20 protein-coding genes are annotated in these 19,616 nt (G+C 66.9%); 10 read left to right on the forward strand and 10 right to left on the reverse strand.

Features of this window, described 5'->3' with window-relative positions:
- Positions 1-85: 85 nt before the first annotated feature.
- The gene (locus tag JZ791_RS04775) at positions 86-1,015 is read right to left on the reverse strand and encodes an NADP-dependent oxidoreductase (RefSeq protein WP_216892915.1); all 930 of its coding nucleotides are present in this window, start codon (positions 1,013-1,015) and stop codon (positions 86-88) included.
- 29 nt (positions 1,016-1,044) lie between these two features.
- Here JZ791_RS04775 and JZ791_RS04780 point away from each other — a divergent pair, with 29 nt between their 5' ends.
- The 5 genes from JZ791_RS04780 to JZ791_RS04800 all read left to right on the forward strand — a co-directional run bounded on the left by JZ791_RS04780 (position 1,045) and on the right by JZ791_RS04800 (position 6,437).
- Positions 1,045-1,851 carry a helix-turn-helix domain-containing protein gene (locus tag JZ791_RS04780; protein WP_308162776.1) on the forward strand — a complete coding sequence of 269 codons (807 nt, stop codon included), beginning with the start codon at positions 1,045-1,047 and terminating at the stop codon, positions 1,849-1,851.
- Positions 1,852-1,930: 79 nt separating this feature from the next.
- The gene (locus JZ791_RS04785) at positions 1,931-3,646 is read left to right on the forward strand and encodes a class I adenylate-forming enzyme family protein (protein ID WP_216892916.1); all 1,716 of its coding nucleotides are present in this window, start codon (positions 1,931-1,933) and stop codon (positions 3,644-3,646) included.
- A 105-nt stretch (positions 3,647-3,751) separates the two neighbouring features.
- Positions 3,752-4,537: an amidohydrolase family protein gene (locus tag JZ791_RS04790; protein WP_216892917.1), complete on the forward strand. Its 786-nt coding sequence runs from the start codon at positions 3,752-3,754 to the stop codon at positions 4,535-4,537.
- Positions 4,537-5,340 carry an SDR family oxidoreductase gene (locus tag JZ791_RS04795; RefSeq protein ID WP_216892918.1) on the forward strand — a complete coding sequence of 268 codons (804 nt, stop codon included), beginning with the start codon at positions 4,537-4,539 and terminating at the stop codon, positions 5,338-5,340. Before JZ791_RS04790 ends, JZ791_RS04795 begins: the two co-directional genes overlap by 1 nt.
- A gap of 77 nt (positions 5,341-5,417) precedes the next feature.
- On the forward strand, positions 5,418-6,437 hold the full coding sequence (locus tag JZ791_RS04800) for an NADP-dependent oxidoreductase (RefSeq protein WP_216892919.1): 1,020 nt from the start codon (positions 5,418-5,420) through the stop codon (positions 6,435-6,437).
- Positions 6,438-6,456: 19 nt separating this feature from the next.
- Here the strand turns inward: JZ791_RS04800 and JZ791_RS04805 are convergent, their stop codons facing one another.
- Positions 6,457-7,701, reverse strand: a complete 1,245-nt coding sequence (locus JZ791_RS04805) for a DUF3500 domain-containing protein (protein ID WP_216892920.1) — start codon at positions 7,699-7,701, stop codon at positions 6,457-6,459.
- A gap of 31 nt (positions 7,702-7,732) precedes the next feature.
- Positions 7,733-8,380 carry an NAD(P)-dependent oxidoreductase gene (locus JZ791_RS04810; protein ID WP_216892921.1) on the reverse strand — a complete coding sequence of 216 codons (648 nt, stop codon included), beginning with the start codon at positions 8,378-8,380 and terminating at the stop codon, positions 7,733-7,735.
- An 89-nt stretch (positions 8,381-8,469) separates the two neighbouring features.
- Here JZ791_RS04810 and JZ791_RS04815 point away from each other — a divergent pair, with 89 nt between their 5' ends.
- Positions 8,470-8,901 (forward strand): winged helix-turn-helix transcriptional regulator, encoded by a 432-nt coding sequence (locus JZ791_RS04815; protein WP_216892922.1) that lies wholly within the window; start codon positions 8,470-8,472, stop codon positions 8,899-8,901.
- Positions 8,902-9,268: 367 nt separating this feature from the next.
- On the opposite strand, the gene JZ791_RS04820 is transcribed toward JZ791_RS04815, so the two are convergent.
- The gene (locus tag JZ791_RS04820) at positions 9,269-10,045 is read right to left on the reverse strand and encodes a cutinase family protein (protein ID WP_254205225.1); all 777 of its coding nucleotides are present in this window, start codon (positions 10,043-10,045) and stop codon (positions 9,269-9,271) included.
- Between the two features lie 201 nt (positions 10,046-10,246).
- Between JZ791_RS04820 and JZ791_RS04825 the strand changes: the two genes are divergently transcribed.
- From JZ791_RS04825 to JZ791_RS04840, 4 genes are all read left to right on the forward strand, one after another.
- Positions 10,247-10,918 (forward strand): TetR/AcrR family transcriptional regulator, encoded by a 672-nt coding sequence (locus JZ791_RS04825; RefSeq protein ID WP_254205240.1) that lies wholly within the window; start codon positions 10,247-10,249, stop codon positions 10,916-10,918.
- A 174-nt stretch (positions 10,919-11,092) separates the two neighbouring features.
- Positions 11,093-12,010: a LysR family transcriptional regulator gene (locus JZ791_RS04830; protein ID WP_254205241.1), complete on the forward strand. Its 918-nt coding sequence runs from the start codon at positions 11,093-11,095 to the stop codon at positions 12,008-12,010.
- Between the two features lie 64 nt (positions 12,011-12,074).
- Positions 12,075-12,515 (forward strand): nuclear transport factor 2 family protein, encoded by a 441-nt coding sequence (locus tag JZ791_RS04835; protein ID WP_216892925.1) that lies wholly within the window; start codon positions 12,075-12,077, stop codon positions 12,513-12,515.
- 90 nt (positions 12,516-12,605) lie between these two features.
- Positions 12,606-12,812, forward strand: coding sequence for a hypothetical protein (locus JZ791_RS04840; protein WP_216892926.1), 207 nt, complete (start codon positions 12,606-12,608; stop codon positions 12,810-12,812).
- Between the two features lie 19 nt (positions 12,813-12,831).
- On the opposite strand, the gene JZ791_RS04845 is transcribed toward JZ791_RS04840, so the two are convergent.
- The 6 genes from JZ791_RS04845 to JZ791_RS04870 all read right to left on the reverse strand — a co-directional run bounded on the left by JZ791_RS04845 (position 12,832) and on the right by JZ791_RS04870 (position 19,616).
- Positions 12,832-13,533: a TetR/AcrR family transcriptional regulator gene (locus tag JZ791_RS04845; RefSeq protein ID WP_216892927.1), complete on the reverse strand. Its 702-nt coding sequence runs from the start codon at positions 13,531-13,533 to the stop codon at positions 12,832-12,834.
- A 71-nt stretch (positions 13,534-13,604) separates the two neighbouring features.
- Positions 13,605-14,585 (reverse strand): alpha/beta hydrolase, encoded by a 981-nt coding sequence (locus JZ791_RS04850; protein ID WP_216892928.1) that lies wholly within the window; start codon positions 14,583-14,585, stop codon positions 13,605-13,607.
- A 54-nt stretch (positions 14,586-14,639) separates the two neighbouring features.
- On the reverse strand, positions 14,640-15,848 hold the full coding sequence (locus JZ791_RS04855) for an acyl-CoA dehydrogenase family protein (RefSeq protein WP_216892929.1): 1,209 nt from the start codon (positions 15,846-15,848) through the stop codon (positions 14,640-14,642).
- Positions 15,849-15,937: 89 nt separating this feature from the next.
- Positions 15,938-17,350, reverse strand: coding sequence for an MFS transporter (locus JZ791_RS04860; RefSeq protein WP_216892930.1), 1,413 nt, complete (start codon positions 17,348-17,350; stop codon positions 15,938-15,940).
- Positions 17,351-17,354: 4 nt separating this feature from the next.
- Positions 17,355-18,137 (reverse strand): SDR family oxidoreductase, encoded by a 783-nt coding sequence (locus JZ791_RS04865; protein ID WP_216892931.1) that lies wholly within the window; start codon positions 18,135-18,137, stop codon positions 17,355-17,357.
- Positions 18,138-18,242: 105 nt separating this feature from the next.
- Positions 18,243-19,616, reverse strand: coding sequence for an FAD-dependent oxidoreductase (locus JZ791_RS04870; protein WP_216892932.1), 1,374 nt, complete (start codon positions 19,614-19,616; stop codon positions 18,243-18,245).

Raw genomic sequence — 19,616 nt, forward strand, 5'->3', positions numbered from 1 at the left:
GAAAACGGCATGCCCGCAATCGAATCCGATTGCGTGGCAAAGCTCGTAAGGCCGGCGTCTCGCGAATGCGAGGCCCCGCGGCGGGTCAGAGGGTGAGGACGAGCTTGCCCTGGAGGTGCCCGTCGTCGAGCAGCCGGTGGGCGTCGGCGACGCGCTCGAACGGGAACGTCTCCTGCACGTGGACGCTGAGCCTGCCCTGTTCGACGAGTTCGACCAGACCTCGCAGGGCGACCGGATCCGGGTCGACCGCGATGCCGCTGAAGCGCATGCCTGCCGCCTCGAACCTTCCGACGAGCTCCGAATCCTCCTCGGCAACAGCCGTTACCAGATGCCCGCGCGGGCGGAGTACCGCGAGCGATCGTTCGACGGTCTCGCCGCCTATCGTGTCGAGTACGACGTCGATGTCTCGGACCACCTCGGCGAAGTCGACTGTCGTGTAGTCGATCACCTCGTCGGCGCCGAGCCCCTCGACGAACTTTCGCTTGCTCCCGCCGGCGGTCGCGATCACGTACGCGCCCAACGCTTTCGCGATCTGGATCGCGACATGGCCGACCCCGCCGCCACCGCCGTGGACCAGGACGCGATCGCCCTCGCTCACGCCGCCGAGATCGACCAGGCCCTGCCACGCCGTCAGCCCCGCGATCGGTAGCGCCGACGCCTCGACGTGCGACAGCGAGGCGGGCTTGTGTGCCAGATGCAACGCCGGCGCCGACACGACCTCGGCGTACCCATTGGCCGCCCGCGGGAACAGTGGCATCCCGAACACCTCGTCGCCAGGCCGGAAGCGCCATGTCTGCGGCGCCTGTTCGACCACGCCGCTGATGTCCCAGCCGAGGATGAACGGCGGGGTGCCGATCAGCGGGAACTCGCCGGCGCGCAGGCGCGCCTCTAGCGGGTTCAGCCCGATCGCCTTGACTCGAACGAGGACCTCGGTCGGGAGGGGCCGGGGCTCGGGTGCGTCCACGATGGTGAGTACCTCGGGACCGCCGAGCGTGTGCTGGGTGATGACTCGCATACCTCGACGATGCGCGCTACAGTACGGGCGTGCCACCGGTTTTACGCCAGGATATTCCAGTAACCCGCCAGCACGAGCCGGTGTTCCTCTCGATCGACGATGCGCCGGCCTGCGAGCCCATGGCGCACGGTGAGGACATCGCCGCGCACTTCCACGACTATGGCCAGCTCAGATATGCCGCCTCCGGAGCACTGGTCACAGCGACCCGGGTGGGTACGTGGGTGGCGCCGGCGAGCCGGATTATGTGGGTGCCGCCCTTCTCCGTGCACAGCAGCCACGCGTATGGCCGGACCGATGTCCGAGTGCTCCCGGTTCCAGCGGCGCTTGCCGAGCAACTGCCGCCCGAGCCTTCGGTTTTCGTGGCCAGTGCGCTGATGCGCGAGGCATACCTGGCGATGACCAACGATCGCGAACCGGTCGACAGCCCCCGCGCCCGCCTGCTGTTCGAGGTCGTCATCGCCGAGCTCGACCGCGCCCCGCAGGAGTCGCTTCGCCTGCCGGAGCCGAACGACGTTCGCCTCAAGGCCGTCACCGACCTGCTGCACGCCGACCCGGCCAGCCCGGCGACGCTGGCCGAGCTGGGGCACCGAACCGGCTCGAGCGAACGAACCCTCAGCCGCCTGTTCGGCAGTGAACTGTCGATGAGCTTTCATCAGTGGCGCACGCTGCTACGCATACAGCGGGCATTGCTCGAACTCAGCGAAGACGCCTCGGTCACCGACACCGCCATGCGACTGGGCTGGGCGAACCCGAGCAGCTTCATCGAAGCCTTCACCGAACTTGTCGGCCAGACGCCCGGCCGCTACCGCTCGACAGCGCGCGCAGCTCACGACTAGCGTCAGCGTGGCGGGTTACCCGTAATTATTGGCGGAACAGTGGTGGCACGCCGATTGCCGCACCGCGCATCGTAGAGACATGACGATCACTCGAGAGGACACTCTCCTCACGCCGGATTTGATCGAGAGATACACCGCCGCCGGTTTCTGGGCGGACGCCACCCTTGCCGACGTCTTCAGGCGCAATGCCGGCGAACACCCGGACAAGATCGCGTATGTCGACGACCGGTCGGAGGTCACGTGGGGCGCGCTGTGGCACATCAGCGGCGAGGTGGCGGCCGGTCTGGCGCACCGAGGGGTCCGGCGTGGGGATGTCGTCGCGGTGCAACTCCCGAATCGAGTCGAGTTCGTCTACATGCTGGCCGCCGTCGTTCGCCTGGGCGCTGTGTTCTGTCAGTTCCCGCCGGACTATCGCGCTCGCGAGATCGAGTTCATCCTCCGGTTCTCCGAGGCACATACCGTGGTGGTGCCGGATCGGTTCCGGACCTTCGACTACGTCGAGATGATCGATGGGATCCGGTCCCGCCTCCCCACAGTGGTCAACACGGTCGTCGTGCCTACCGGAGAGTCTCCGACCGCGCTCGAGGAAGGCACGTGGGTCACGCTCGACCAACTCCGCGGTGACCTTGATCCCGCGGCCCCCGCACCTGACCGGGCCGGCGACGCGAACGATGTCATGCGCATCGCCTTCACCTCGGGGACTACCGGTGAACCCAAGGCGGTGATGCACACAGCGAACACCACCTTGTTCACCATTGCGCAGGAGGTCGAGGAGCGAGGCGTCGACGGCGACTCCACCCTTCTCGTGCTCCTGCCTGTCGGGTTGAACGCGGGCTTCGGCGCGATCGTCGAGACCGCGATCGCAGGGGCTCGCGCCGTACTGATGGAGAGGTTCCAGGCAGCTGCCGCACTGGAACTCGTGGAACGGTACGCGGTGACGACGTTTCTCGCCGCACCTACCGCCCTTATCGCGATTTTGGCCGAGGACAGCCTCGGCGACAGGGATCTCTCGTCCTTGACCGTAGTGCAGACAGGCGGGTCGTCAACGCCCGTGAAAGTACTTCGAGAGGCCAACGAACGGCTCGGGTGCCCGGTGGTCGACCTGTACGGCATGTTGGAATCCGGCGTGACGTCATGTACTTCCCAGGATGAGCCCTATGCGGAATGGGTTGGCACGGCCGGCCGGCCCCATCCGTGGCTGCAAGTCCGAATCCTCGATTCGGATGACGCCGATGTGCCCGTCGGCACCGAGGGCGAGATCGTGGAGACCGGCCCGACAATCACGGTGGGGTATTACCGCAACCCGGCCAGGAACCAGGAGAGTTGGACCTCGGACGGGTGGTTCCGGTCAGGGGACCGTGGCTACCTCGATCCGGCCGGCAGGCTTACGATCTCGGGCCGGTCCAAGGACATGATCATCCATGGCGGCGCCAACATCTGGCCTCGGGAGCTCGAGGAGGTGCTGGCCGAACACCCAGGAGTCGCGCAGGTCGCGGTGATCGGCATCCACGACGACTACTTCGGCGAGAACGTGTGCGCCTGCGTCATACCGCGGCCCGGCACCGGCCCCACGCTGGCGGACCTCATCACTTTCATGAAGAACGACGTCGCCAAATACAAGCTGCCCCAGCACCTCGAACTGTTCGAGTCCTTTCCTCTGGGACCAACGGGAAAGGTCCTTAAACGTGAACTCGCCGAACAGGTCGAGACGCGTCGCACGGCGGCCACGTCCAGCGAGGCAGGCCATCAGCTCCATCACCGTGTCACTGTCGGCAACCATTCGAGAAAGGTCTAGGCGTTGAGCGCAACAACACCCCGACTGATCGACTTTCATTCCCATTGGGGCACCGCGCAAGGCTGGAAGGGGAGCCCATTCGAAACCGCAGAGGATCGGAAGGCTGTGGAGGGCTACTTCAAGTGGCACATGAGCTTCGTCAGTGAGCAGGAGCAGGCCGCCCGGTTTCGTCAGGCCAACGCCCAGGTGATGCTCGACCTCGCATACACGTACAAGATGGATGTCGGCGCGGTGCGAGACCAGCACGACTACGCGTTCGACTTCGCTCGCGACAATCCCGACGTCGTGCTCGGTAACTGGATCAATATCGATCCGACACGGCCGGAACACGTCAAAGAGTTCGAACGCTGCCTGAGCGACGGGCCGGGGCTGGTCGGGCTATCGGTGCACCCGTTCGCTCCTGCGGCCGGCCGGCCGGACGAGCCGGCGTGGGAGACCTGCCTGAATCTGTGCATCGAGGCCAATCGTCCGGTGTTGATGCTCGTGGGTATGACGGGACTCGGCGCTGGGACTCGCGGGGGCATGGGCATTACGCTCGAGGACTGTCATCCCCGCTACGTCGACCGGATCGCGGCCAGGTATCCCGATCTCAATGTGATCGCGGCTCGGGTGGCGTGGCCGTGGCAGTCGGAGATGATCGCCATCGCACTGCACAAGGCGAATGTCTGGATGGAGCTGCACGGCTGGTCGCCCCGCTACTACTCCGACGAGCTCACACGCGAGATCGGGAAGCGACTGCGCAAGCGGGTGTTCTTCGGAGCCGACTACCCGATGCTCAGCCACGAACGACTCGCGCAGGAGTGGCGTGAGCAGGGCTTCGCGCCGGACGTCCTCGACGACGTGTTCCACGGCAATGCCCAATCGTTCCTGGCGTCGATCGGGGTTAGCTGATGGACCTGGGACTGACCGGCAAGGTGGCCATCGTCGGCGGCGGCAGCGATGGCTTGGGTTTCGCGATCGCTGATCGTCTGCTGAGCGAAGGCGCCCTCGTCACGATTTTCGCGAGACGCGCGGAGAAGATCTCGGACGCCGCAGGACGCCTCGCCGATAAGTACGGCGAGGAGCGGGTCCTTGGACTGGCCGCCGACTGTTCGGACGCTGCCGACCTGGACCGAGTCACGGCCTCGACAGTCGCCCAATTCGGCCCTGCCGTGCACGTTCTGGTCACCAACGACGGCGGACCGCCCATCCGTCGAATCGACGAGCTCACCGACGACATCTGGATGCAAGCGCTGGCACGCCACTTCTTCTATGTGGTGAGATCTGTGCGAACGACTCTGCCGCACATGACGACCGAGGGCGGCAGCATCCTGAACGTAGTCTCCGGCGTCGTCGAGCGCCCGGCCATCGGCATGGCGGCGCCTGTCGCGGTGTGGTCCGCGGTGGTCGGCTACGCCAAGACCCTGGCCCTCGAGGTCGGGAAGCATGACATCACCGTCAACACTCTGCTATCCGGGTTCTTCGACACACCGCTTTTGAACAAGACGCTCGGCAGACAGCCAGAGCTCTCGAAGGCCGGCCTCGGAGTCGGCCTGCCGATGGGACGCATCGGCGAGCCTCGCGAGTTCGCCGACCTGGTCGCGACGCTCGTGTCGCCGCACCTGAAATTCGTTACCGGAGTCGTAGCCCCGATCGATGGCGGGTCGAGCATCGGGATGAGCGGGAGCTTGGACTCGCCGTCCACTTCGGCGTGAGGGCGGTGACCTACGTCTTGCCTCGACGCGACCAGCCGGCCCGCGAGGATGCTCGAATTCTCCAGGAGGAACACAGTATGTCGGTACTTCCCGCGACCAGCCGTGAATGGCACCTGGTTGCACGCCCCCACGGCGAACCGCGGGCGGAGGACTTCGCCCTGCGCGAGGCCCCGGTCTCCGCTCCGGGCGAGGGCCGCGTCCTCGTGCGCAATCTCTACTTCTCGGTCGATCCTTACATGCGCGGCCGGATGAACGACGTGGAGTCGTACGCTGCGCCCTTCCAGCTCGACCATCCCATGGCCGGCGGCGCGGTCGGCGAGGTCATCGCCTCCGACGCCGAGGGCTTCGCCGTCGGCGATCATGTGCGGCACCAGCTCGGCTGGCGTGAATACGCCGAGCTGCCCGGCGAGGACGCCGTCAAGGTCGACGCCTCCCTCGCCCCGCTCAGCGCCTACCTCGGAGTGCTGGGCATGACCGGCCTCACGGCGTACGCCGGACTCTTCGAGAGTGCCTCCTTCAAGAAGGGTGACGCGGTCTTCGTGTCCGGCGCCGCCGGAGCGGTCGGTAGCGTCGTCGGCCAGCTCGCCAAGATCAAGGGCGCCTCACGCGTCATCGGCTCGGCAGGCTCCGATGAGAAGGTCGACCTCCTCATCGAGGAATTCGGCTTCGACGCCGCCTTCAACTACAAGAACGGCCCCGTCGCGAAGCAGCTGGAGGAAGCCGCCCCCGACGGCATCGACGTCTACTTCGACAATGTGGGCGGCGAGCATCTCGATGCCGCGCTCTCTTCACTCAACCTGTACGGCCGTGTCGCCATGTGCGGCATGATCTCCCAGTACAACAGCACCGAGCCGACCGCGGCCCCGAGCAACCTCATACTGGTCATCAGCAAGCGACTGCGGCTGCAGGGCATGCTCGCATTCGACCACTTCGGGCTTCGGCAGCAGTTCGTTCAGGACGTCGCCGGCTGGCTGGCATCCGGCGAACTCGAATATCGAGAGACCGTGGTCGAGGGCATCGAGAACGGCTACGAGGCATTCGCCGGACTCCTCCGCGGTGACAACACCGGCAAGATGATCGTATCCGTCGTCCCTTAGCGGTCACTCCTGGTGGTGATCAGCGTCCGATGCGTTGCTGTGGATGGTGGTGGGCGAGGTGCCGGCGCAGCAGGTCGCGTCCGTAGTCGCCGCCGTTGGGGGTGCGCACGATGGTGTGGACGTGGAACGGTTCGGGCTGGTCGTTGTCCAGGAAAACGCCTTGGTGGCAGTCGTATTCGATCAGGACGACGGGGCTGTGGATGCGGTAGTAGAAGGCGTCGTCGTTGCCGCTCCCGCCGACCCAGGCGATGTGCGTGTCATCGAGATGCCGCTCGACGCCTTCCATGAATGCGGCGGCGGGACCGTCCGGGAGTCGCTGCGCGTAGGTCTTCACCAGGTGGAGCAGCGATTCCCGCTGCCTGTGGGAGAGTCCGCCGGCCGGTAGTCCCGCGTAGGGGATGACACGGTTGTCCTGGGCGGCGCCGCCCCGCTCCCTGCCGTTGACCGGGTCGGCGAGTTCGGCGGGCAGGTCCTGCACCCGCATCGACGGGTTGAGAACGGCCCGCCGGGCCTGTTCGGGGCGCAGGCTGCGCCGCAGGTCGAGTCCGGCCGTGCGTTGTTCGTCGAACAGGCGCAGGCCTTTGTGCGTGCCGCGGTCGGCCTCGGCGGGCTCGGCGCCGAGGAAGGTGGGAGTCAGGACCATCTGCCGGCCGATGATGAAGCAGTGCATGTCGAGGTGATGCCCCCACAATTGCCATCCCCACGGCTCCGTTGTCGACGGAGTGCCGAACACCGCGAAGAAATAGGCGTACTCGGCAAGGGTGTCACGGTAGCTGTCGACCAGCTCGCCGAGCGCGGCGTTGAGTTTCATCGCGGTCCGAGCGTCGGAAAACCCGGTGGCGGACAGGGACTCCTCGACGATCGCGAGCGCACGCGCACGCTGCGCGGGCTCGAGATCCGCCAGCCGCAGACCGTGCGGATCCCAGTTCGGAAAGGCATTGATCCACATGCGCCATTCGTCCGCATCGACGGCGAACAGGACGTCTTCGCGCTGCGCGGGAGTGAGGCGGTCGAGGAAGGCGGTCGCCGCCTTCTTCGCGGGCCCGGGATCCCAGCCGGTGTCTTGGAGGGCGAACAGATCGGGTACGACGTGCCCGTCCGTCGTGATGCCGACCAGCGGCTCCTTCGCCTTCTCGAGCACGGGCGGGAACGACTCCCGGATCGCCTGGAGATGCGCGGGAAGGGCCGAGAGATCCGCCCGGCCGTCCTGGATCGGGAGTCCGAGGACGGGTCCGAATCCCCGGTAGTGCGTCTTTTCGTCCATGATGGAATATGCCTTTCTCGCCGGGACTACCTCAGTGGGCGAGGTTGACGTGTACCCGGTGGTGGTCGCCTTTCTCGATCAGGTCGATGAGCCCGAGGGCGTAGTCCGGTGCGGAGATCGCGCCGCCGTCCTCGGGTGCGACCGCGACGTCGTCGCCGAGCCGGTAGCGGCCGAGTCGTTCGCCGGGTACGTGGGCGCCGAACCGCAGCGCCGGGCTGACGAAGACCCAGTCGAGTGTCGCGGGCGTGGCAGGAAGATCCTCGATGACGAACGCCGCTCCGGCGCGGATTTCGTCGTGAATCTCGGCGGGGACGTTGCTCAGGTCTGCGACGAACCGCTCCGCGCCGGGCGCGGGACGCAGCGAGGAGTGGCCGCCGACGATGTACAGGCGTACGCCCGCGGCATCGGCCAGACGCGTGATGGTGCGGTGGACGTCGCGCCAGGTGCCGGCCAGCGGGCCGCGTGGAGCGAGTGCGGCCACCACGACGTCGGAACCCTCGATCGCCGAGGACAGCATTGCCTCGTCGGTGGCGTCGCCTTGGACATAGGTCACGTTCGGAATCGGCGCGTCGGGGAGCGAACGGCTCAGCGCGGTGACCTGGTGACCACGGGCGGTGGCCTCCGCGACGATAGCTGAACCGGCATAGCCGGTGCCGCCGAGGACGAGGATGCGAGACATGGGGTGCCTTTTCCCGAGGAGAACATGGCGCCGGACGACGCCTGCGATTACCGTATGAGTGCAACTCTCCGAGGGGAAGAAGGCACTTTGTGGTAACCACTCAGGCGGAAACGGCGCTCTGGGACAGCCCCTACCGCGCGGACTGCCCCACTCGCCGCATCCTGGATCGCATCGGCGACCGGTGGACGGTGCTCATCGTGGTCTCCCTCTGGGACGGCACCGCCCGCTTCTCGGAACTGCGCCGCCGCATCGAGGGCATCTCGCAGAAGATGCTCACCCAGACCCTGCGCGGCCTCGAACGGGACGGACTCGTGCAGCGCACCGTCCACACCGAAGTCCCGATCCGCGTCGAGTACACGCTCACCGAGGCGGGCCGCACCCTGTGCGAGCCACTGCGCGCGCTGCAGGAATGGGCGGTCGCGCACCTCGGCGACGTGTCGGCCTCGCAGGAAGCCTACGACCGCGCTGATCGACCTTCTCCGGACTTCACTGATCGCGACAGGAACCCTGCGACGGCATGACGCCCGCCTCTGGATCGTATCGACCCATAGGTTGTTCGTGCGGGGGCCGGCCGCACCGATACCCATGAACACCCGCAGCCTAGCCTTGCTGCGGGACGGAGGTTGGTGTCCGACTCCCCTCCGGGCACAGCGGGAAACGAAAGCCATTGCAGTGCAACGGCTTTCGGCGTATCTGCGAGCTGATCGAGGCTACGCGCGAGTCAACCGAACGCCGTTGCTATGCAACGGCGTTCGGCATATTCAGGGCTGCGTGTCGATCAGGTTTGCCGCCGAGTCGTGGTTCGAGTTGGCGAGGTTAGCCTCGGGGTGCATGTGGGCGAGTAGCCGTGCTGGTGGTGCGGGGTACTCGGAGACGGGGTGCTTGTGGCTATACCCTGGCGGCGGCGAAAGCGGCTGCTGCTGAGGCGTCGGTGCCGTAGGTGAGGTGGGCGGCGGCGTTTGCGCCGGCGGGCTGGCATATCGGGTCGCCTGTGGCGCAGAAGTCGTCCGTGCGGCTCGCGTAGGTGCCGGTGACGCTCTTGCCCAGGGCTCTGATCGGGTTGCCGAACAACAGGATCGCGGCGACCTTTGGTTGGATCGCGGAGGGGATCGTGGCGGTGCTGGAGCCACCGACCGTGGCGCCGGCGCTGCTGATGCCGATCGAGTTGTCCACCACGTTGGCGCCCTGGGAGTAGCCCAGGAGGATGAACTCCTCTTGGGGGCAGGCCGTCGCCTGGCTGGTCAGGTGATTGACCAGGTCGGTGTTGCCTTGCTGCACCGAAGACGGCTCGACCAGGCTCGCCGGATAGTTCACCGCGTACGAACCGAGTGTCTTGCCCGTCAGCGCCGACTGCAGGGCCGAATACACGGGCTGGCCGACGACCGTACCCAGACCGGGCGACTCGAAAGTACCCCTGGCCGCGTCCAACTCGACATCCGTGCACGACGAGGCCGTGGTCGTCGCGGTCGTTGCCGGGGTGGTCGTGGCCGGAGTCGTCGTAGTCGTTGCCGGTGTGGTTGTGGCCGGTGCCGGTGTGGTCGGAACGGCCTTGGACGGATCGGCGGTGGCCATGGCCGTGCCGCCGACTGTCAACATCAAAGCGGCGGCGCAGACGTGCACGGTCTGGCTGAATCTTTTGTGCGGCAACGAGTTCCACATAGTCATGGCGAATCACGCTTCTTCGTCTCGAGGGGGAGCGGGCATCCCGGCCATTCATTACTAAGCGGTCGGTTATGCCTGGTGACGTGCCTCACCGTACTGGCGGGTAATACGAGCGTCAACGGGTCGCTGCACGGCGAATCATCAGCTATAACAGGATCTTTCGCGTTCTCGTCAGCGATGAGCCGTACGGTGGGGGCCGTGCGAATGGAGCCGACACCAGCAGAGGAAGCCCCGGGGGCCGTGGCGAGCGTGCTCGGACGGTCGCTGGAACAGCAGATCGAACGTCACCGATTCCCGGAGGGCTACCGGCGAATTTTTCACGTTGCGATCGAGGCCTTCGCCGAGCGCGGCTTCTACGCCACCTCGACGCGCGATATCGCTGCTAGAGCCGGTATGAGTCCGTCCGGGGTTTTTACGCATTTCAAAACGAAAGAAGAGGTTCTCTATCGGATCGCGGTCGCCGCCTTCGATCTCACCGAAGAAATTACGGTTTCGGCGGCAAACAACTCGCTGGCCCCTACGGACCGGCTTCGCGCACTGGTATTTACGCTCACCGCCTGGCTCGCCCATCACGGCGCTTCCGTACGAGTGGTGCTGAATCAGCTCGATGCGCTGACGCCCGAGCATAGGGACGAGATATTCGACAAGCAGCGCGCGATGAATCAACTTGTGCGCGGCATCATGAAGGACGGCGTCGAACGCGGCGAATTCGACATACCGGACATCCCCATCACGAGTATCGCGGTGCTGTCGATCTGCGTCGATACCGCCCGCTGGTATCGACCCGGTCATCACCGCACCACGACAGAACTCGGCCACCATCATGCCAACGCGGCATTACGTATGGTCGGTGTGCGGGAAATCCCTCAATCTTGAATTCTGGCTCCGCTCATTGTATCCATTTTTCGATGAATAATCATGAATGTCGAATACTCGAATTATGACTCGTCATATCATCTGCCTTCGGAATGCGCGTCGGGCAACTGTCGGCTCAGGGGTTTCCAGGGCCGGTGAACCTTACCGGCGGGAAGTACAGTCGGGCGCGTGGAGATGCGGGAGATCGAGGCGTTCCTGGCGGTCGCGGCGGAGTTGCATTTCGGCCGGGCCGCACAGCGCCTGCATCTGACTACGACCAGTGTCAGTCAGGCGGTGCGCACGCTGGAACGTCGGGTCGGCGCGCCGCTGTTCGAGCGCACCAGCCGTCGGGTGGTGCTCACCGCGCTGGGGGAGCAGTTGCGGGCGAAGGTCGAGCCGGCGTTCGCCCAGTTGCACGACGCGGTGAGCGAGGCGCAGCGTTCGGTACGGCTGCCGTATCGTGACACGCTGCGGGTGACAGTCGCTTCCAGCCTCTCGCATGTGGTGGGTAAGCGAATCAGCGACGAGTTTCGCGCGGCGTGCCCGGATTGTGAGCTGATCAAGGTCGAATACGATTCCGGCGAGTTGCTCCGGTGGCTGGACGGCGGCTTTTTCGTCGATGACGTGTGCGTTGCCCGGGTGCCCGAGGTCGATCCGCTGCCGTTGCCGGACTGGGTTGCGGTGGGGCCCTTGTTGTTTCGTGAGTCCCGGGTGGCCTTCATGAGCCCGCGGCATCCGCTGGCGCGGCGCGCGAGCCTCGATGTGGAGGACTTGGCCGACTGGGATGTCATGCGCGCGCAGGGATACGGTCCCTACGCGGATGCCTGGACACCGGCACGGACCCCGAGTGGCAGGCCGGTGCGGCGGGTGCAGCAGACCCGGTGGACCTATCTGTACGACATTTCGGCCCTGCTCGCCGACGGAACGCTGCTACATGTGTCGACGCCGGCCGTGGGTGATGTGCTCGGCAGCGATCTGGTCGCGCGGCCGATCACCGGTTTGCCATCGGTGCGCGTCACGCTGCTGTGGTCCCGGCATGCCGCGCATTCGCGGATCACCGAATTCGCCGCCGCGGCGGCGAACGCCTTCGCCGAGTCGCGATCATGCGGTTGAGCCGCACGATCGTCACCAGAATCGTCGTTGTCGGCCGGTGCCGATGCGCGGCAGAGTGGTACCCATGTCCACGGCAGAAATCATCACCGTCATCGACGCTGTCTTCGACACCGTCGATGCCAAGAAGTTCGACCAGACCGAGGCGTTGTTCACCGAGAATGTGTGGGTCGATTTCACCAGCCTCAATGGCGGCGAGCCGGCCACACTCACCCGCACGCAATTGGTCGACGCCTGGCGCCAGGGTCTGCATCCGAAGAAACAGAGCTTCCATATGGTCGGCCACTATCGGATCGCGGTCGACGGCGATACCGCGTCCGCGGCGGTGAAGGGATACGCCTACAACGTGCTGGACGCCGATCTCGGCGGCGGCATGTGGGAGGTCTGGGGCACCTACGACATCCCGTTGCACCGGACCGCCGACGGCTGGAAGGCCAGCGGAATCACCTTCCACGCCTGGCATTCCCGGGGCGCCGACTCCGTCCGCACCCACGTACTGTCGCAGTGACCCACGCTACAGCCCTGGCGTTCGGGCGGGCACGGCGGGGGAAGGGTCGCGAACGTATTTCAGGAATTGCTGCCCACACTGACCGAACACATGGCTCTGGAGGAAGCCGAAATCCTTCCGCTGTCCGAGAAATACATCACGGCCACGGAGTGGAAAGAACTGGTCGCCCACGCGATGGGTGCTCGGCGACCTTCCGTCGATCGGAACTGCACACTGGTCCGCTGGGAACCGTTCGAGCAGGAGAACGGCGTCGTGAACGAACAGGCCGTGGTGGCTCGAGCGTCCTGGCAGCGGTAATGACGTCGTCGCGGGATACTCAGCGGCTGGGGTCCGGCGTGGTGAGGTAGGCGGTCGCCATGGTGGAGACCTCTCCGGCCCACTGTCCCCAGGAGATCCCGTCCGGCCAGATGTGTGCGGAGGTTGTGCGGTGGATGCCCGAACCGGTGATTGTGCGTGCGGTCAGGACCAGCGCGGTCATCGGATCGGGGCGGCGGACCTCGTCGATGTGGCGCATCGCGGCGCCGAGGAAAAGCCGCTGGATGGTCTCCAGGGCGCGGGCGCCGCGTTCGGCCAGTTCCTTGTTGCGGTCTCCGCCGAGCACGGACGGGAGCACGTGCGCACCCGCCGAGAAGCCGTCCGCCAGGGCACGGGTGAATGTCTCGACCGTGCTCGCCAGGTTGTCGTCGGCAGCGTCCAGTGCTTGGGCCAAGCCCTCCTCGACCCGGGTGAGCAGCCTGTCCTTCACCGCGTTGAGCAGCTGGTCCTTACCCGCGAACCGGCTGTAGATCGAACCGATCGACACGCCGGCGTGATCGGCGACCGCGGCCATGGTCAGCTCGTCGGAACTCATGGTGGCCAGCAGTTGTTCGGCCGCGATCACGATCCGCTGCAGCGCCGCGCGGCTTCGCGCCTGCTGCGGCGGGTTGAACCCGGGCGGAATCTTGTCGGCACCCACGGGGCTGACGTTACTGGTCGGCGGCACGATGTAGGTCACCGGCTCGGGGGCGGCCGCGGTCACGGTACAGGCGGACAGACTCCTCCGGCGCCGGCTCGCATGGCTTTCGGGGGGACTGCGATAGCGGCTCTCCTTCACGGATGCTCGTCCTGGGCCGGTGCGAGGGTGCGTTCGAGGAAGCTCAGCACGCGTGCCCGCATTTCCGCCGTCTCGAATTGCGGGCCACCGTGATCGCCACCGGCCACATCGACGAACGTGGCATCCACGCCGGCCGCGCGCAGTGCCTCGTGGAAGCGCACACTTTGCCGCTGTCCCACTCGCATGTCGGTGTCGCCGTGGCAGATCAGCATCGGCGGCGCCCCGGCGTGCACGCGATCGATCGGGCTCGCGGCCCGGGCCCGCCCGGGATCGTCGGCGGGCACGTAGCCCAGGAAGCGGCTCTCGGTGGAATCCGGTGTGCCGGGCAGTTCCACCGGCCCATCCGGATGGGCGTCCTGCCCGAAGGTCGTCCAGTCGGTGGGGCCGTAGAAGTCGATCACGGCGGCCAGGTCGCTGGACACCCCGGCCGAGGTCCCGAGGTCGCCTTCCAGTTCCTGGTCGCCGTTGGTCAGCCCCGCCATGGTGAGCAGGAACGCGCCCGCGGACGAACCCCATCCGGCGATGCGGTCGGTCCGCAGGCCGTACTGGGCGCCGTTGGCGCGGACCCACCGGATCGCGGCCTTGACGTCGTGCAACGGACCCGGATACACCGCCTCGTCGCGAAGCCGGTAGCTGACCGAGACCACGGCGTAGCCGGCCTCCGGCAGGAACGGCCACGGCCCCATCTCCTTGAGCCCGGCGATCCAACCGCCGGGGTGGGCATAGACGACGACCGGATGCGGGCCGGGCCGATCGGCCGGTACGTGGATGTCCAGCAGTAGTGGCCGGTAACCGAGCACGACCGCGTAGCCGATGTTGCGATAACTGACGGCTCCCGGGATGAGCCGCTGCGGTTGCGGTGTGCGAAGTCCTTCCGGCGCGGCGTCGAGCATGTTCACCCCCGACAGCCCGGCCAGCAGTTGGGCCGGTGGCAGATTGCGGCCCGCGAGTGCCGCCGATGGCTGTGTATCGGTCATTGATGTTTCTCCCGATTTGCGGTGTGCCAGGGTTCGTTTCGGTGTGTCGGAGGGTTAGACGCGGAGCATCGCGGCCATCGGGGGCTCCTTGCCGGACAGGTACCAGTCGCCGAGCCAGACCTCTTTGGCGTCCGTCGAGTCGTGCGTGGCGAAAGTCCTTGCGTTGCGCCAGAACCGGTCGAACCGGTACTTGTTCGAGGTGCTGCGCGCGCCGGTCAGGTCGAAGATCCCCTGGGTCACGTTCAGCGCGGCACGCACGCACGCGACCTTGACCGCGATTGCCTGGGTGAACAATTCGGTCGCGGATTCTCCCGGCCGCAGTCCCTCCAGATTCCCCGCGCTGCGCAGCAGGAACGCGCGGGCGCAGTCGAGGTCGACGGCGAACTCGCCGATCCGGCGCCGGATCAGCGGATCCTCACCGGCACTGGCGAACTCGGGCAGGCTCGCGCGGTCCAGCTTGCGCACGTAGTCCAGGCTCGCGTCGAACGCGCCCAGGCCAGGGCCCAGCAGGATGATCGCGTGGAGCAGGAACACGTACGGCAGCAACGCTCCCTCCGGTCCGGCTCCCCGGTAGAAGTAGCCGTCCGGCACGAAGACGTCGTCGTAGACGATGCTCTGGCTGTGCGTGCCGCGCTGTCCCATCACGTCCCAGTCGTGCTTCATCGTGACACTGGGCTGGTCGAGCGGGACGAGTGCGTGGTAGCGACCTTCGGCACCCTCCACCGCGAGTCCGACGTTGGCCCAGCCACCGCTGCCGCTGTTGGTGTTGAACGTCTTCGTGCCCGTCACGACCAGGCCGCCGTCGACCAGCCTGCCGGTCACCGGCCCTCCTGCGCCGGTTTCCGCGTTGGAGGCGCACAAGCGCACGCCCTCGTCGCGGATCAGCCGGGCCAATTCGGCCTTGGTGCTTTCCGGCAACCCGTTGTCCTCGGCGAAAATCTCCAGCGTCACCAGGGTTTGCACGCCGTAGTTCATGCCGGCCGCCGAATCGCCGCTGGCGATGTCCATCAGGATCTTGAAGAACTCCTCGGTGTGCTGGGTCGCCCGGGCGTCGCTGATCCCGCCGAAGCGGTGCGGCAGGTTGAACGCGAACAGCCCTTCCTCCCAGATCCGCCGCATACCGAACTCGGTATCGGTGTTCTCCGAGTCCACCTCCGCGGCGCTGTGCGGCAACTCCCGCCGAAGCGCCGCCGCGGCTCCGGCCAGCTGCGCGATTCGCTGCGTAACGCTCGACCGAGCGGCCTCGTGCTGGTCAACACTCATGGGATTTCTCCTGTCCGGGGGAGGAGGCTGTCTCCGCACAAAACCGAATGCGAATTCGTATTTGGTATAGCCCTGATGGCGGCAGTGTGTCAACCGTCACGCTGACGAAGCGGCACGGTGCGGGCCGCACTGCCCGCGTCGCGGTGCATCGCCAGCACGCCGAGCAGCGCCGCGAGCGGCAACGCCGCGACGATGAAAAACGCGATCGCATAAGCGGTGTGGCGACCGTCGGCGCCGAAAGCCCCGCCGATCGCGGCGCCGAGACGGAGGGCGACGGCCGCCGCGGCGACGCCCAGGCCCGACGCCAGTTGCTGTGTGGTCGCGGCGAGCGTGTTCGCGTGCGACATCTCGGCCGGAGGCACATCGCAGAAGCTCAGGGTGTTGTAGGACGTACCGCCCACCGAGCGCGCCACGCCGCTGATCACCGCGATCACGATGATGACGACCAGCGGGGTGCCGGCCGTGACGAACGCCGCGGCCACGAGCGATCCCGCCAGCGTGAGGCAGGCGACGAGGAGCACCGAACGAAATCCCCAGCGATTCAGGATGGGAGTCGTCGCGGGTTTGATCCCGATGTTGCCGACGAACACGAACAGTACGATCGCCCCCGATTTCACCGCCGACCAGCCGAATACCTGCTGGAACAGCAGGGGCAGCAGGAACGGCACCGCGGCGATGGCCATGCCCGACAGCGACCCGCTGCCCACCGCCACCCGGAAGGTCGGAATCCCGAGCGTCCTCAAGTCGACCAACGGATGTCGCGTCCGCAGCAGATGCCGGACGGCCAGGACGAACAGGACGAGAGCGGGCGCGCCCACGGCGGCGAACAATCCCCATCGCGTCGTCTGCTGCGACAGCAGGTCCACGGCATAGGTGAGCCCGCCGAGGCCGAGGCACGTCAGGACGACGCCGACCCAGTCCAACGGTGGTGGGGCCGTGCCCGGCACTTTCGGGATGAGCCGGAGCGCGACGAAGAAGGCGACGAACCCGAGCGGGATGTTGACCAGGAACAGCCACTGCCAGCTGGCGTAGGTGGTGATGAGCCCGCCCAGGAGCGGGGCGAACACGGGCGCGAGCAGCGCGGGCCACACGATGTAGGAGATCATCCGCATCAGGTCGGACTTCTCGACGTCGGCCAGGACCGCGAGCCGCCCGACCGGCACCATCATCGCGCCGCCGACGCCCTGCAGGACCCGCCAGGCCACCAGTTCCGGCAGGCTGGTGCTCAGCGAGCACAGCAGGGACGCGACGGTGAACAGCGTGATCGCCGACAGGAACACCTTCCGGGTGCCGAAGCGGCCGACCATCCACCCGCTCAGCGGGATCAGCACGGCCAGCGTCACGAAATACGCCGTGATCACCAGGCCGACGGCCGTCGCCGTCACGCCCAGCGCCTGGCCGATCCGGGACGCGGACGTCGAGACGATCGTGCCGTCCATGATTTCCATGAAGAAGCAGCCGGCTACCAGAAATCCGGTCCGGCGTTGTCTGGCGGTGATCATTCGGTCAGCCGAGCCGGCCGCCGCCATCGATGTTCAGCACCGAGCCGGTCATATAGCCGTTGCCGATCACCATCAACGTCGCCGAGACGATGTCGGCGGGGACGCCGACGCGACCGACCGGCATCCGGGCGACCGCGTCGGCCAGAACCGCGGCTTTCTCGTCGCCGAGGCGATCGAGTGCCCCGGAATCGACGAGCCCGGGTGCGATCGCGTTGACGCGCAACGGCGCGAGCTCCACGGCGAGGGCCTGCACCAGAAACGCCAGACCGCCGTTCACGGTGGCGGTGACCACCGCACCGGGCGTGGGCCGCCAGGCGGCCTGCCCCGAGAAGAAGGTGTACGAACCTCCGGGGCGCATCGCCGCCGCGGTAGCGCGGACAAGGCGAATGGGGCCGAGGATCTTCGCATCGACAGCCCGCTCGATCGCGGCGTCCTCGAGCGTCGCCAGGGGACCGGCGGCATGCATCGAGACCGTCGACACCAGATGATCGATCGCGCCTATCTCGGTGCCCAGCCGGGCGATCGTCTCGGGCAGGCTCAGGTCGACCTGCACAACGTCCGCCCGCCCCGGCGCCAGATCGGCCACCTCGGCGAGCGCCTCGGCGGACCGCCCGGCAACGACGATCTCGGCGCCCGCCTCCGCCGCCGCGAGCGCGATGGCCCGGCCGAGGCGCGAACCGCCACCGATCACTGCCACGCGCTGCCCACTCAGATCGGTCATCGATGACCTCCAGAACATGAATATTGGTTCTAATTCATTGCGTCCGGAGAAGCGTACCTCGGTCAACCGCGTGTGGGCACGTCGAGAGTTACCGCGTTCGTCGCGCAGGCGGACTCCGTGGTGGACGGTCCTGGATCCGGCGGAGAGCTGGGGGGCGTCGTCGCGATGGGATTACACGGTGGCGGCGGTGAGGTCCGCGGCCAATTCGGCGACCGTTTCCGCGGCGCAGGTTCGGTTGTCTCCCACGCCGCCGGTGGCGCCGCGTTTGGCCCAGCCGACGACATATAGTCGGTCGAGCGGTTCCCCGGTGGCGGGTGAGACGATCCTGCCGCGGTGGTTCGGGACGATGCCGTTGGCGTCCAACGGTATTCCCCGGATCTGGGCGGTGCTGAATCCGGCGGCGCAGATCACCGAGTCGGCGGGGAAGGACCGGCCGGAATCGGTGATCACCGACAGCTGCTGTGGGCCGAAGGATCGGATATCGGTGACGGCGCGGCCGAACGACAGGACGACCCGCAACCGGTCGACGTCGGTGGGGTCGGCGGCGGGCAGCGCGGACAGGCCTCGGCCGAGTTCGCCGCCCGATCCGGCATTCGGCTGTGCTCCGGTGCTGTCCACGACCAGTTCCACGGTCTCGAGGTGGAGAAGTTCGTGGAATGCCGAGAGGGTGAACGCGACACGGTCGGGGCCGGATCGCGACAGGACGGTCACCTCGCGCACCGGTCGCGTCGCTGGCGGTCGCAGACTCCGCTGGGCTAGGCGGCGCACGACGTCGAGGGCGACGTTGCCGGCGCCGACGATGACGCACCGTGGACCGGATACCGTCGGTGCATTCGCGTCGGCAGGGCTGCCGGTGAGGATGTCGAGGGCTTGGTGGACTCCGCCGGTCCGCATCATGTCGCCGGTGAGGCCGATGGCGCGGGGCTGGGAGGCGCCGCACGCCAGGACGACGGCGTCGTATCGCATACGGAGTTCGGCGATCGATACGTCGACGCCGATCTCCGTTCCGCAGACGATCTCGACCCGATCGTCGCCGAACGGCAACTCGAACAGCCGGATCATTTCCCGGACACCCTGCTGGTCGGCGGCCACGCCGCGCCGCAGCAGACCGCCGATCCGATCGTCCTTCTCGAAGACCGTGACACGGACCGAGCTCGAGCGTTGCAGCAGTTCCCTGACCGTGTAGAGGGCCGCGGGGCCGGAGCCGACGACCGCGATCCGGAATCGGCTGTGCGAGGTGCCCAGGGGGTTGCCGAAGCGGGCCGGGTGGGTCACCGGGGGCGCGACCGCGGTGCGCTGGTAGTAATCCCGGTTGCGTTGCCGGGACGGGGTTTCGGTGAGGGTGAGCAGGTGTTCGGGTTTGATCGCCGACGCCGGGCACGCATCCACGCACGCGGTGCAGTCGATACACGAGCGGGGGTCGATGTGCAGGGTCTCGGCGGCCTCGAAGCCTGGTTCGCCGGGGGTGGGATGGATACAGTTCTGCGGGCACACGCGGACGCAGGACGCGTCTTTACAGCAGTGCCCCAGGATTACGTGGGTCAC

The organism is Nocardia alni (assembly GCF_019038435.1).
Lineage (GTDB): Bacteria > Actinomycetota > Actinomycetes > Mycobacteriales > Mycobacteriaceae > Nocardia > Nocardia alni.

What these genes read in the sequence shown, in the direction of transcription:
- JZ791_RS04820 (WP_254205225.1), bottom strand. Translation starts at nt 10,045, where the DNA reads ATGACTATGTGGAACTCGTTGCCGCACAAAAGATTCAGCCAGACCGTG.
- JZ791_RS04840 (WP_216892926.1), top strand. Translation starts at nt 12,606, where the DNA reads ATGGCTCTGGAGGAAGCCGAAATCCTTCCGCTGTCCGAGAAATACATC.
- JZ791_RS04825 (WP_254205240.1), top strand. Translation starts at nt 10,247, where the DNA reads ATGGAGCCGACACCAGCAGAGGAAGCCCCGGGGGCCGTGGCGAGCGTG.
- JZ791_RS04835 (WP_216892925.1), top strand. Translation starts at nt 12,075, where the DNA reads ATGTCCACGGCAGAAATCATCACCGTCATCGACGCTGTCTTCGACACC.
- JZ791_RS04775 (WP_216892915.1), bottom strand. Translation starts at nt 1,015, where the DNA reads ATGCGAGTCATCACCCAGCACACGCTCGGCGGTCCCGAGGTACTCACC.
- JZ791_RS04785 (WP_216892916.1), top strand. Translation starts at nt 1,931, where the DNA reads ATGACGATCACTCGAGAGGACACTCTCCTCACGCCGGATTTGATCGAG.
- JZ791_RS04810 (WP_216892921.1), bottom strand. Translation starts at nt 8,380, where the DNA reads ATGTCTCGCATCCTCGTCCTCGGCGGCACCGGCTATGCCGGTTCAGCT.
- JZ791_RS04830 (WP_254205241.1), top strand. Translation starts at nt 11,093, where the DNA reads ATGCGGGAGATCGAGGCGTTCCTGGCGGTCGCGGCGGAGTTGCATTTC.
- JZ791_RS04795 (WP_216892918.1), top strand. Translation starts at nt 4,537, where the DNA reads ATGGACCTGGGACTGACCGGCAAGGTGGCCATCGTCGGCGGCGGCAGC.
- JZ791_RS04850 (WP_216892928.1), bottom strand. Translation starts at nt 14,585, where the DNA reads ATGACCGATACACAGCCATCGGCGGCACTCGCGGGCCGCAATCTGCCA.
- JZ791_RS04805 (WP_216892920.1), bottom strand. Translation starts at nt 7,701, where the DNA reads ATGGACGAAAAGACGCACTACCGGGGATTCGGACCCGTCCTCGGACTC.
- JZ791_RS04855 (WP_216892929.1), bottom strand. Translation starts at nt 15,848, where the DNA reads ATGAGTGTTGACCAGCACGAGGCCGCTCGGTCGAGCGTTACGCAGCGA.
- JZ791_RS04860 (WP_216892930.1), bottom strand. Translation starts at nt 17,350, where the DNA reads ATGATCACCGCCAGACAACGCCGGACCGGATTTCTGGTAGCCGGCTGC.
- JZ791_RS04800 (WP_216892919.1), top strand. Translation starts at nt 5,418, where the DNA reads ATGTCGGTACTTCCCGCGACCAGCCGTGAATGGCACCTGGTTGCACGC.